Below are 12,690 nucleotides of genomic sequence, written 5' to 3'. Positions count from 1 at the left end.
CCATATCAGGGGGGAACTGAAATGTGCGAAGGGCAGCAATCGGCAAACTTTTCATGGAAAGAAGTGACCGTGAACGACCCTTTTTGGACGAAATACAGGCAGTTGATCCGGGAGGAGGTGATTCCTTACCAGTGGGCGGCGCTGAACGACCGGATCGATGATGCGTCGCCAAGCCATTGCCTGGAAAACTTCCGCATTGCCGCAGGGGAAGCGGAAGGCGAATTTTACGGCTATGTGTTTCAGGACAGCGACGTAGCGAAGTGGCTGGAAGCCGTCGCCTACAGCCTGGCGACCGATCCCGATCCGGAGCTGGAGCGGCTTGCCGACGAGACGATCGATCTGCTCGGCAGAGCGCAGCAGGCGGACGGCTATTTGAATACGTATTTTACGATCAAACAGCCGGAGCGCCGTTGGCTCAATGAACGCGACAACCATGAGACGTACTGTGCCGGGCATATGATCGAAGCGGCGGTTGCTTACTATGAAACGACGGGCAAGCGCAAGTTTTTGGACATCGTCTGCAAGCTGGCCGATCATATCGACTCGGTTTTCGGTGATGAGGAGCATAAAAAACATGGCTATCCGGGCCACCAGGAAATCGAGCTTGCCCTGATGAGGCTGTACCGAGTAACAGGCAACGAGCGGTATTTGCAGCTGAGCCGGTATTTTATCGACGAGCGCGGGCAAACACCGCATTATTTCAAGCAGGAAGCGGAGAAGCGGGCGGAGCTGTTCGGCGCGGAATCGCTGTTAAGGGAAGGCTATTACCGTTTATACAAGCATAATTATGAGTACAACCAATCGCATCTGCCCGTGCGCGACCAGCACAAGGCGGTCGGCCACGCGGTCAGAGCGATGTACATGTACGCCGGGATGGCCGATGTCGCGCTGGCGGCGCAGGACCCGGCATTGACCGAGGCGTGCGTGAGGCTGTGGGACAACGTAACGCAGCAGCAGATGTATGTAACCGGCGGCGTAGGCTCGCATCACGAAGGCGAAGCGTTCTCCTTCGATTACGATCTGCCGAACGATACGGCCTACACCGAAACGTGCGCATCGATCGGCCTCGTATTTTGGGCCCGGCGGATGCTGCTGCTTGATCCGGACGGCAAATACGCGGACGTGATGGAAAGGGCGCTGTACAACGGCACGATCAGCGGCATGTCGCTCGACGGAAAAAGCTTTTTCTATGTCAATCCACTGGAAGTTTGGCCCGATGCCTGCAGCAGATCCGACAAAATGCACGCCCGGCCCATCCGTCAAAAATGGTTCGGCTGCGCCTGCTGCCCGCCCAATATCGCCAGGCTTGTCGCATCCATCGGACAGTACATCTACTCGCAGAGCGGGGATAAGGTATACGTTCATCTGTTTGCGGGCAGCGAAACGCAATTTGCGGTTGCCGGCCGGCAGGTGAAGCTGACGCAGACGGCCGATTATCCGTGGGATGAGCGGATTGCGATTACCGTTTCCCCGGAGGCTGAAGCTGAATTCACGTTGGCGGTCCGCATCCCGGGATGGTGCGAAGGCGCAACGGTACAGGTAAACGGGCAAGACGTACAGGTTGAAAAAATCGTGAGCAAAGGCTATGCTGAGCTCAAGCGGATTTGGCGTGAAGAAGACCGGGTCGACATTTGCATGCCGATGCCGGTGGAACGCATTCACGCCCATCCGAACGTGAGAGTGAACGCAGGCAAAGTTGCGCTGCAGCGCGGGCCTGTCGTATACTGCCTTGAAGAGGCGGACAACGGCGCCGTTTTGCAGGACATTCGCCTGCCGCACGATGCCCGGCTTGACGTCCGTTTTGAGCGCGATCTTCTCGGCGGGGTTGCGGTCATAACCGGCGAAGGCGTACGCGGCACCGATGCGGGATGGCAGGATGCGCTTTACAAAAAGGCGCGATACGATTCGGAGAAACGGGTTGCCCTCCGGGCTGTGCCGTATTTTGCCTGGGCGAACCGCGGACAGGGCGAGATGCTGGTCTGGATCCGCGAGTCATAACCGGCAGCCGTTTCCATGGAAATGAGGGATACGAAATAATGACAGCAAATCCGTTTGCAGCGCGCATTCGAAGAGCGAACGAACTGATGGAGCAGCACGGCTATAATTCGCTGCTTGTGGTGACGACCGCCAATTTTTATTATTTTACCGGGATATGGATCGATCCGCTCGAAAGATTGCTGGCGATTGTGTTCCGCAAAGGGAAAGACCCGGTCATCCTCGCGCCGGAAATGCACAGAGAGGACTTCGCTAACAGCTCCCTGGAATGTCATTTTGTGCGGGACGGGGAAGACGCGATCGCCAAAACGGCCGCTTTTATCGACGACTCGGGTGTTGTCGGCATTGACGATCTGTGGCGGAGCGCCAATTTGTTGAGCTTGATGAAGGCACAACCAAACGCCCGTTATGCGGCAGGCGGGGCGATTTTACATACGCTTCGGCTGAGAAAAGACGCTCACGAGCAGGAGCTGATTCGCAAGTCGGGAGCCACCGCGAGCAGGGTGATGGAAAAGCTGTTCGCAAAAGTCGTTCCGGGTATGAGCGAAAATGACCTTGTTGAGGAACTGCAATCGCTGTGGAAACAGGAAGGCGTGCGCACGATGTCGTTCGAGCCGATTATCGCAACCGGCCCGAACGCGGCCAATCCGCATCATCATCCCGGGGATACCCGCATTCAGGAGGGCGAGCTGGTCGTGATCGACATGGGCGGGCTGATCGACCGTTACTGCTCCGATATGACCCGTACGGTCGGCGTGCGGCACGTATCCTCCAGGCAGCGGGAGGTGTACGACATCGTCAAAGCCGCCCATATGGCGGGCATCGGCGCCGTGCGGCCGGGCATCCCGGTAGCGGAGATCGACAAAGCTACGCGCGCGGTGATCGAGGACAGCGGATACGGGCGCTTTTTCACCCACCGCACCGGGCACGGGCTGGGCATCGACATCCATGAGGAGCCGTCGCTTCACGGCGGCAACGAGCTGATCGTCGAGCCCGGCATGGTGTTCAGCGTGGAGCCCGGCATTTATTTGCCCAACGAGTTCGGCGTCAGGATCGAAGATATTGTCATTGTGACGGAGGACGGCTGCGAGTCCGTAAACCTCGGCGCGACGAAGGAGCTCGTCATCGTTTGAGCCGGCTTGCAAGGGTGGCGGTGGCCGCTGGCGAGAGGCCGGTATGCGGCCGCTGGTGGGAAAGCCATCTTGAGGTCGCTGGCGAGAAAGCCCGCCTGCGGCCGTCGGCGAGAGAGCTGGCTTGAGGCCGTCGGCGAGAGAGCTGGCTTGAGGTTGCCGGCGAGAAAGCCGGCATGCGGCCGCCGGTGGGAGAGCCGGCATGCGGCCGCCGGTGGGAGAGCCGGCTTGGGGCGTCGGCGAGAAAGCCAGCTTGAGGTCGCTGGCGAGAAAGCCCGCCTGCGGCCGTCGGCGAGAGAGCTGGCCTGAGGCCGTCGGCGTGAAAGCTGGCCTGAGGCCGCCGGTGGGAACCCGGCATGGGGCGTCGGCGAGAAAGCCAGCTTGAGGTCGCTGGCGAGAAAGCCGGCATGCGGCCACCAACGGGCAGCCTGCAAAAATGCAGGCTGCCCAGAGGCCCACACGCCAGAGCCGATAGCATAATCTGCCTGTTTGCGCGAACAAAACCTGCAAAAGTACAGTTTTTGCTCGTTCAATATGCTGGAAACGAAAAATTCCTGCAAATGTGCAGGCTTTTCACCGCGTACAAGGGCTCAGATTCATTTTCAGCGAAAATTCCTGCACTTTCGCAGGCTTTTCGCCAAAATGCAACATTTCCACGGAAAAAGCCTGCACTTTTGCAGGTTTTTTCCCTGTCGAGCCCGCCTCACCTCATGCCCTCGCTCTAATAGGCGGTATGGCAGAGAGAGGGGTAGTGTACGATCGCAACCTGCGTGGGGGAGGCGCGTGTTTGGAAAGAGCGGTTGCGCCCCCAATCAGGCTCCCCTTCCGGTCAACCCGTCACTTTCTTAACATTCTAATTTTTACAGGTGTTCAATGCGCTAATGGGGGGGCGCTGCTCTAACGCACGGTTTTTCTCAACAGTCTCATTTCCGCAGGTATTCTCCTTGTCAAGCTACCTCATGACCCCCACTGTATAGCACGAACGACTTACCGGGAAAGGCACACGTTGGTGCTGTTTCAAAAATTAGCTACTCTTTTCGCACCGCACAGCTCCCGGCGCGCGGTATTGCGCTGCATGACGGCGGTCGGTTGACCACATGTCTGGTTCCCCCTAACCCATCACTTCCTCAACAATTTGATTGCTGCATGTTTCCTGCGCGCTAACAAGGGTGTGCTGCTCCGAAACACGGGTTTACTCAACAGTCTCATTTTGCAGGATTTCTGCGTGCTTGGCCAGTGGTACGTAAGTGAGCGTGTCGGTCTGCAAAGCATCGCCGCAGCCGTGAAAAGGAATAGCGGTTTGCTTGGAATGGTTCGGAGCGATCCCACTGGCGGTCGGATGACCGCGAAGGTCTCAAGAAACGACGCACCCCACCGCTCGAGCCGCCCCGAGGGGCGGCGTTCCTCAGGCGCCCGCGGCCACCCCACCGCTCGCGCTGCCCCGAGCCGCATCTCCCTCGCGCGGCACAGGGTTCAGCGCCCCCGGCCGGCCGGGCTGCCGCCGCCCGCAAAAAAACGCCTCAATTCCACTTGTACAGTGGATTTGGAGGCGTCTTTTTTGCGGCATTGGGCGGCGCTTAAATGCCGTTAACTTTCCACGATTCGATTCCTGTCGAGGCGGTCGATTTTGCCGTTATGTTCAGACGGATCTTGTTTGTCGTAAACGGAGTGAACGTTGTGGTGTTGTATTGATTGCTGGCGACGCCGAGGCCTGACGTATTCGCTGCGTTGACCCATGACGTTCCATTCCAATATTGGATGGAATAGGATGCGGGCACATCGATGCCCTGGCCGTCTGCGAACCAGTAGACGTCGGTGCTGGATATCGTATGATTTTCGTTGAAATCATATTCGACCCACTGGGTCGTCCCCGGGTTATCCCAGTTTCCATAGACGGGGTGCCCCCGATCACTGGAGCTGGTCGGCGTATAGCCGTCATTTAAACCGGTCAAGCTTTCCCATGAGGAGACGAAAGATGTGGTCGCCGTTGCCAGCGAAGCGATATTCGCGGGCGTTGTCGTACCGCCGCCTCCTCCGGCAAGGGTACTGACTTCCGATGCGCTCAGCGCCCGATTGTAAATTTTGAAATCGTCGACCAACCCGTTCAAATAAGGATCGGAGGCGTATTGCGATTTTCCGATATAATTTTGCGTTGTGCTGCCCAGATTTGAAGGTTTGAGCGTCATGTTGGAGTTTCTGGCTACTTCTGTGCCGTCTACGTAAAGGATGCCGGTATTTCCGGACAGTGTTACGGCAACATGCTTCCACACCCCTGTCGGAAATGCGGCCGTCGAATTGATTTGCTGCTCCGATCCGTTGCCGTTATTGGTAATGGCAAACCGCAGACCTGCGCTTCCGGGCTGAGGCGTCAAAAACATATGGGAGCTCGTTCCCGTGCCGAAATCAAAAATGCGGGTCCAGTTGCTTAACGAATTGGCTTTTACCCACGTCGAAACTGTAAAATCTCCGAGCGAGCTGACGATGCCCGAGGGAAGGCTCGCGTATGCCGAAGTACCGTTCAGGCTTAAGGCATTGCCATTTTTGCCCGCCGCCCAAGCTGCATTGCCGTTTAATGTCGCATTGTTGCCGCTGCCGGAAGCGTCTGCCGCCGTAGTTCCGCTCGTTTCATTAAATAAATAGTTGGCAACCGTATCCGGCGTCGGCGTTGTTCCCCCCAGACTGATCGTAAATACTTTCGTGACCGGGGCGCTCGTTTCGTCGTAATCCCTCAATTGCACCGTAAATGTGTAGCTGTTTTGCGCCTGCGTGTTGGAAACTGTTCCGCTGATCGTTCCCGTGAACATGTCCAGACTTAATCCCGCCGGGAGCGAGCCGTTTACGATTCTCCAGTCATAGAACGGGACGCCGCCTTTGGCCGTCAGCTTTTGCGTATAGGATTGGCCTTTCGTCGCATTCGGCAGCGAGGTGGAGACGATTTGCGGCGGGACGAACGGTGCCAGGTTTTTGTTCAGTTTCCAGCCTGCATTTTCGGCGATCAAAAGCGAAAGCTTGGTGATCATCCAGCGCCGCGAAGGGAACAATCCGCCCCAGCCGCCTGTTTGCCCGCTTTGCCGGTCATAGTATTTGGCATCGCCGGGGATATGGTAGCTGGAATCCAGCGGAACGGGGATGCCTTGATAGCCGACTACATCCGGGGTGTTTCCGCCGGAAGCTTTATAGGCAGCCATGCCAGGCCACGTATCGCTGTAAGCAAAACCGTGCCCGAACTCATGCATGATCAGCCCGTACACGTCCGTCAGGTTGCCGGAGTTGTCGCTCAAATACCACTGCTCGTCATCCATGGACGTAAACGGCGTTTTGCCGGAATAAAACTGCAGAGCCGCCCCCAGGGAACGGTACAGCTTATTCGGAACAGTGACGCCGTTTCGTTTGTGGTATTGGCCGTTGGCCGAGTTCCAGCCTGTCGAGTAAGGCTCATTGAGCCCCCGCAAAAAGATCCATTCGCCATTGTACGGCGCATTGTTCGTCACGGTCGTATTTCCCGCAAAATTGTCGTTCGGGACAAAGTTCGTTTCCGCGCCGGCCGGGACGGTGTCGAAAGGCGCTTCGTCGAAAAAGTAAAACCAGTCCTTGATCGCCTGTTCGGAGGCGTTTTTGATCGCCGGATCGTTGAAAACGTGGTTGACCGTGTCAAACCGGTAATCGAAGGTGAGAGGAAGCGACGGCTGGGCGTTGTCGTCCTGATTCAACACGCGGATCGGCATCGTTTGCGTATGTGAGTTCCCGTTGCTTTCGACAACGTTCATGGAGAATGTGTAATTTTCAATTTGACCTTGAGTGGCCGTCCGGTGCGGATGAATTTCCAGTAAAAAATTTTTTTGCTCCGACGCGCTGGAGAACGTCAGCGTTTTTGTGGCCCCGGTCGCGGACAACTGGCTTGGCAAATCCATCATGAAGCGCGAGGTGCCGCTCGCCTTGAGGTTGATGGTAACGGGATATGAAGCGCTTGCAGGCGGCTTCACGGTTAATTTGATGTAGGGGTTAGCGATATACCCCTGCCAATCGACAAGGTCGACGCCATAGCTGTTGACATTTCTGTTGAATATATCGTACACCTGTGCGTCTGTGGCTGCCGCAGAAGCTTGGGGAGTGGGGACGATACAGCTTTCCGAAACAAAAAGCGTTGTCGTAGCGAGCGTTACAATAAAGGCCTTTTTCGCAAATTTCATGTTCATCAGCAAACCTCCGTTCTTTTTTTGATCAAATGTTATACTGCCTCTTCATGCGATTTCGAAATTCAGCCTCCTTTCCCGGTTTGATGTGCAGGGCGAGCCGCAAAACTTGGAAATATGGGCTCGATTCATATGTTACAGCTTCCGTTTGGAAAATGACAGGTTCATTTCCAACCGCTTTTTTAGAAATATCAACCAGTTTTTGTGTTATTTTGGGTTTAACTTTTGAACGCGTAATCCGGATCGCCGACACGCTCGAATAATTCGGATTGACAAGGGAATGAAAGCAAATATTTATTAGCTCAACCGCAATAGCAGCAAGCTGCTTGAGGTTTACCAGGCATCCCTGGCCGATGGAGGTACTGTCGATCAATGGGGAGACACCGGCTATAACGGCCAGCAATAGACGTTGGTCAAGGAAGGAATCAAGTAGCTTTCGAGCGGCTGCCTGCATCCGTTTTCATAGAAATTGTTTATTTGACTTGGGCGTATAGGCAATGTAAAATACTTTTAAATCCTATAAGAATAGATGGAAAAGGTTAGGCTGACCGGACGATCGGAGGCCAAGGTTATCTTTGTGCGCAGCACGGGGCGAACCTTGGCCTCCGTTTGTTTTTCGGAAATCAATGTGTTTAAAGGAGCGAGGACGATGGCTGGACAACGGAAATTGAGGCTCGGCGCCAACATTAGCGGGGTTGGCAACAGTATGTTCGTTTGGAGGCATCCGGACGTATCCGTCGATGCGAGCGTGAATGTGGAGTTTTACAAGCAGCAGGCGCAAATTGCGGAGCGGGGCAAATTCGATCTGTTTTTTATCGCGGACGGCCTGTACATTAACGAAAAATCGAACCCTCACTTTTTAAACCGGTTCGAGCCGCTCACGATTTTGTCGGCCCTGAGCGCCGTTACGACGAACATCGGCCTTGTCGCGACGCTGTCCACCTCGTACAGCGAACCGTTCACGGTCGCAAGGCAATTTGCGTCCCTCGACCAAATCAGCGGCGGCAGAGCCGGCTGGAACGTAGTCACATCGCCGCTCGAAGGCTCGGCAAAAAACTTCGGCAAAGACGAGCATCCTTCCCATGCGCAGCGCTACCAAATCGCCGAGGAGTTTCTTGAGGTCGTCAAAGGGCTGTGGGATTCATGGGAAGATGACGCTTTCGTGAGAGACAAAGCGAGCGGCGTGTTTTTCGACCCGGCCAAAATGCACCGCCTGAACCATAAAGGGCCGTATTTCTCCGTGCAGGGCCCGCTGAATATCGCCCGTTCCAAACAAGGCCATGCCGTCGTGTTCCAGGCGGGTTCGTCGGAAGCCGGCAAAGATTTGGCGGCCAAATCCGCCGATGCCGTGTATACGGGGCATGAAACGATCGAGGAAGCGAAGCAATTTTACCGCGACGTAAAATCGAGAGCCGCATCCTACGGGCGGTCTTCCGGGGATATTCTTATTTTTCCGGGGATCGGGCCGATCGTCGGGCGTACGGAGGAAGAAGCCGAGCGCAAATATAAGGGAATTTCCGAGCTGGTCACGATTGAAAGCGCCTTGGACTATTTGGGCCGTTATTTCGAGCACTTCGATTTTTCCCAATTCCCGCTGGACGAACCGTTCCCGGATTTGGGCGATCTGGGTAATAACAGCTTCCGCAGCACGACGGAAAAAATTAAAAAAGAAGCGAAAGAGCACAATTTGACGCTGCGCGAAGCCGCTCTGCGCGCCTCGACGCCGAGAAGCACGTTTATCGGAACGCCGGAGAAAATAGCGGATCTGATTCAGCAGTGGTTCGAAGAAGAGGCGGCGGACGGATTCAATATCCGCAGCGTCGTACCGAACGGGCTGGAAGATTTTGTCGACCTCGTCGTGCCGATTTTGCAGCAACGCGGCATTTTTCGGACGGAGTATGAAGATGACACGCTGCGCGGAAATTTGGGGCTTTCCGTACCTGCGAACCGGTATGCGGCTGCGGCACCTTCGAAAGAAGCGATTGTTTAAATGCGGCGAGCGCCGCGGACAGAAGATTGCGTCAGGCAATAACTCTACTGATGGGTACAGGCTGGGTACAGACTCAGACCGATGTACCCGTCTTTTTCTTATTCATTCAAAAGCCAATTCTCTGCATCATCCCTGGTTTCAAATACTCTGAAATGGTTGCTTTTGTTGGATTCGAACGCCATCTCCTTGAATTTTCCTTGAAGAACCAGTTCTTTCGGAATGATAGCAGCCGTTTTTACGCGGTAATTGATCCATTTTTGAATCATTTGTCCTGCCACGCCGGTTCTCAGTTTGAAAAAGTGTTCCGAAAGAGCTTGACTATGCAGCAAAAGAAGATCCGAATCATTTTCTTTGCACAAAGCAACGATGTCCACAGCGTCCTGTTCAGTGCTAAGAGGGGGCCCGGCAGATATAACTTCTACATATTTTTTATTTCCGTTCTCCGCGATTTTATAGTTCATCGTCGTTCTCTCCTCCATTTGTTTTCTTTCATAAAGTTCCTTGCGAATTCCTTGCACCCACTTGAGTTCGTTGCGATAGAAGGACAGCAGGTTTTCGGATATTTTATCCCACAAAAAAGTTTCGCGCTCATTTCTATGAGGGGAAGGAATTCCGCGTTTGATTTTTTCCTGCTGGAACATAAGCTGCATGTTGATTCTGCTTTCGTACTGTACCAACAGTTCGTTTAATTCCTCGTCGCTTAGTTGTTCCGCCCACGCCAATTGAATGAGGAAAGTGTTCTTCAACTCGGGAATTTCCGTTTCTGAAACAACCCATTCTTTCAATCTGGAAAGTCCTTCCTCCGTAATACTGTAAATTTTCTTTGATGGAGAGCTTTCCTGGTGTTGAATTACGTTGGTTACCAAACCTTCGTCCAACAGCTGTACAAGGGATTTGTAGATTTGATTGTTGTTACCGGACCAATACATGGTTGAAGATTCTTCAATAATTTTTTTTAATTCATAGCCTGTAGCAGACCTCCAACTGAGAAGCCCGAGTATAGCATATTGGATAGACATAGTAACACCCCAAAATTGTTATCGATATCATGTGTTAACAGTAACATATGATATCGATAATGTAAACAGGGAAGGGAAGTATCCAACCCGTAAAAGCGGATGAGGCGTCTTTTTTGCAGGAACGTACATAGGTACCGTCCAATATGATAATGGACAAAGACTCCGCTGCGTTTTCCGCTCATTGGCGGCTGCATTGCGATGGGAACGGGAACGGAGTTGTCGAAGTTCGCCCATAGCTGGCCGGAACGATGATTTTAACGATATAGGAGGAGGTCTTGATACGACGATCCTGTCCGATACGTTTTACATTTCGAAAGGAGGCAAGCCGAAAGACCTATAGAAAATGATTGGAACATATAACATTTTGCCGCATAGTTGTCGAAATAGTTAACGAGGACCAAATATCCAATGAAAGTAAATTGGGCATTTTCATCAAACTAGAGAAACCCCGCAACATATCGGGGCAGTCGGAGGCTGGAAATGAAATCGAGGTTAAAACTGAATTTTAAACTTAACATCCATTTAACACTGTTCAAAAAGCTGCTTTTCAGTTTTGTGATCGTTTTGCTGCTTTTATGCGCTATTAGTATAACGGCAATCACAAAGATGAGCTCCATGGGCGAGAAGTCGCGGCAGACGACGCAAACCGGGCTGCCGAACGTCATGATGCTGGGCAATTTGAACCATGACCTTAAAGAGATGGACGATCTGATGCTGCGCATTCAACTGGATATGAAAGATAAGAACAGCATGGACGATATTATGAGTGCAACGGGAAGAGGCGCGGATTCAACGTCCCAGCCGGAGCAAGCGCAAGCCCTTTTTGCATCCATTCAGGAAAAAGTGCAGAAAGTGGAAAATCTATCTTCTTCAGAAAATGATGAAAAGCTTATCAAAATGTTACAGGAACAATGGGGCTCTTATGCGAAAATGTTCCCGGACATTTTGGCTGCGGTTCAGCAGCACGGTCAGGACGGCATGTTTAAAATTCAGCAGGCCGACCAATACTTGGGCGGATGCAGTGTCGTCGTGGAGGTGCTCACCAGAAATATTCAGCAGCAGGCCGACGAATGGGCGAATGAGCTGGACGATTCGTATCGCTCGGGGATGGTATCGGTCATCGCGTTAAGCATTATCGCCATTTTGGCGGGACTCAGCATTTCGTTTATCATTGCCCGGAACGTTTCCAAGCCTCTCCGGCAAATGAGCGAAGCCGCCAAGGTGATTTCGGCAGGCGATCTGTCGGCGAAAAACAAAATATTGTCCCGTAAGGACGAGATCGGGGAACTGAGCGAAGCGTTCGCCCAAATGAGCGATAATATGCGGGAAATGATTGAAAAAATCAATGAGCACGCTCAGCTTGTTACCGTATCTGCCGGCCAGTTGAAAACAAGCTCCGGGGAAATGCAGCAAGCGTCCGAGCACATTGCTGTCACGGTCAAAGAAGTTGCGACCGGAGCCGACCAGCAAACCGTAACGATGGAAGAAACGTCACGCTCTATGGAAGAAGTAGGAGCAGGCATCAGCCGTATGGCGGAAAGCGCGTCTTCGATCGCCGAATCCGTGGAATCGACGAAGCAGCACGCAGAAACCGGAGAGACGTTCGTTCAAAATACAGTACAGCAAATGAATTCGATCCATGTTTCGGTGCACCAGACGGATGAAGTGATCGGGCTGCTTGAAGCCAAATCGCAGCAAATTGGCAATATTGTTCAGGCGATTCAGGAAATCGCCCAGCAAACGAATCTGCTGTCGCTCAACGCAGCGATTGAAGCTGCCCGCGCCGGCGAGCAGGGACGGGGATTTGCCGTCGTTGCAGCGGAAGTGCGCAAGCTGGCTGAACAGTCCAGCAACTCTTCGGATGAAATCAGCAAGCTGCTGAACGAGATCCAATCGAGCATCCGCGATTCGGGAGAAGCGATGGGCAAGGTGAAATCGGAAGTGGGCACAGGCATTGAGCTCGTCAAGGAGACGGAGCAAAACTTCCATAACATTTTGAAGTCAACGTCGCATATCGCTTCGCAAATTCAGGAGATGGCGGCAACTTCCGAGCAAATCTCGGCCAGCACCCAGCAAATTACCGCCGCCGTTCAGCAGGTTGCCTTCATTGCCAAAGAAACGGCCTCCTCGTCGAAGCAAGTATCCTCCTCGACGGAAGGACAGCTGCAAACGACCGGAGAAGTTCAGTCATCGGCAGAGTCGCTCTCGGACATGGCCGGAGAAATGCAGCGCTTGTTATCGCAGTTCAAAACCGCATAAGCAGTCATTACGCATAGAAGGGCTGTTCCGAGAGTATTTGGATCGTACGGGAACAGCCTGGAAATCGAGCAAAAGGACCTCAAGTTCCACTGCCAAGTGGAGAA

8 protein-coding genes are annotated in these 12,690 nt (G+C 53.5%); 5 read left to right on the top strand and 3 right to left on the bottom strand.

Annotated elements, in window-relative coordinates; all coding sequences use genetic code 11:
* The first annotated feature begins 21 nt into the window (after window positions 1-21).
* The 3 genes from AC0LWT_RS10250 to AC0LWT_RS10240 all read left to right on the top strand — a co-directional run bounded on the left by AC0LWT_RS10250 (window position 22) and on the right by AC0LWT_RS10240 (window position 3,850).
* The gene (locus AC0LWT_RS10250; RefSeq protein ID WP_474681335.1) at window positions 22-1,998 is read left to right on the top strand and encodes a glycoside hydrolase family 127 protein; all 1,977 of its coding nucleotides are present in this window, start codon (window positions 22-24) and stop codon (window positions 1,996-1,998) included.
* Window positions 1,999-2,036: 38 nt separating this feature from the next.
* Window positions 2,037-3,128: a M24 family metallopeptidase gene (locus tag AC0LWT_RS10245; protein ID WP_474681138.1), complete on the top strand. Its 1,092-nt coding sequence runs from the start codon at window positions 2,037-2,039 to the stop codon at window positions 3,126-3,128.
* A gap of 353 nt (window positions 3,129-3,481) precedes the next feature.
* Window positions 3,482-3,850 (top strand): hypothetical protein, encoded by a 369-nt coding sequence (locus AC0LWT_RS10240; RefSeq protein ID WP_474681137.1) that lies wholly within the window; start codon window positions 3,482-3,484, stop codon window positions 3,848-3,850.
* A gap of 852 nt (window positions 3,851-4,702) precedes the next feature.
* Here AC0LWT_RS10240 and AC0LWT_RS10235 read toward each other — a convergent pair.
* Window positions 4,703-7,321 (bottom strand): LamG-like jellyroll fold domain-containing protein, encoded by a 2,619-nt coding sequence (locus tag AC0LWT_RS10235; protein WP_474681136.1) that lies wholly within the window; start codon window positions 7,319-7,321, stop codon window positions 4,703-4,705.
* Between the two features lie 25 nt (window positions 7,322-7,346).
* Window positions 7,347-7,691 (bottom strand): hypothetical protein, encoded by a 345-nt coding sequence (locus AC0LWT_RS10230; protein WP_474681135.1) that lies wholly within the window; start codon window positions 7,689-7,691, stop codon window positions 7,347-7,349.
* A 276-nt stretch (window positions 7,692-7,967) separates the two neighbouring features.
* Here AC0LWT_RS10230 and AC0LWT_RS10225 point away from each other — a divergent pair, with 276 nt between their 5' ends.
* Window positions 7,968-9,308 (top strand): LLM class flavin-dependent oxidoreductase, encoded by a 1,341-nt coding sequence (locus AC0LWT_RS10225; RefSeq protein WP_474681134.1) that lies wholly within the window; start codon window positions 7,968-7,970, stop codon window positions 9,306-9,308.
* A 98-nt stretch (window positions 9,309-9,406) separates the two neighbouring features.
* On the opposite strand, the gene AC0LWT_RS10220 is transcribed toward AC0LWT_RS10225, so the two are convergent.
* Complete coding sequence (locus AC0LWT_RS10220) at window positions 9,407-10,327, bottom strand: PadR family transcriptional regulator (protein WP_474681133.1); 921 nt, start codon at window positions 10,325-10,327, stop codon at window positions 9,407-9,409.
* A 480-nt stretch (window positions 10,328-10,807) separates the two neighbouring features.
* Here AC0LWT_RS10220 and AC0LWT_RS10215 point away from each other — a divergent pair, with 480 nt between their 5' ends.
* The gene (locus AC0LWT_RS10215) at window positions 10,808-12,586 is read left to right on the top strand and encodes a methyl-accepting chemotaxis protein (RefSeq protein WP_474681132.1); all 1,779 of its coding nucleotides are present in this window, start codon (window positions 10,808-10,810) and stop codon (window positions 12,584-12,586) included.
* Window positions 12,587-12,690 lie beyond the last annotated feature (104 nt).

Source organism: Paenibacillus sp. sgz302164, from assembly GCF_056120505.1.
This window is presented reverse-complemented; position numbering and strand designations above follow the sequence as displayed.

What these genes read in the sequence shown, in the direction of transcription:
- AC0LWT_RS10250 (WP_474681335.1), top strand. Translation starts at nt 22, where the DNA reads ATGTGCGAAGGGCAGCAATCGGCAAACTTTTCATGGAAAGAAGTGACC.
- AC0LWT_RS10245 (WP_474681138.1), top strand. Translation starts at nt 2,037, where the DNA reads ATGACAGCAAATCCGTTTGCAGCGCGCATTCGAAGAGCGAACGAACTG.
- AC0LWT_RS10240 (WP_474681137.1), top strand. Translation starts at nt 3,482, where the DNA reads ATGGGGCGTCGGCGAGAAAGCCAGCTTGAGGTCGCTGGCGAGAAAGCC.
- AC0LWT_RS10235 (WP_474681136.1), bottom strand. Translation starts at nt 7,321, where the DNA reads ATGAACATGAAATTTGCGAAAAAGGCCTTTATTGTAACGCTCGCTACG.
- AC0LWT_RS10225 (WP_474681134.1), top strand. Translation starts at nt 7,968, where the DNA reads ATGGCTGGACAACGGAAATTGAGGCTCGGCGCCAACATTAGCGGGGTT.
- AC0LWT_RS10220 (WP_474681133.1), bottom strand. Translation starts at nt 10,327, where the DNA reads ATGTCTATCCAATATGCTATACTCGGGCTTCTCAGTTGGAGGTCTGCT.
- AC0LWT_RS10215 (WP_474681132.1), top strand. Translation starts at nt 10,808, where the DNA reads ATGAAATCGAGGTTAAAACTGAATTTTAAACTTAACATCCATTTAACA.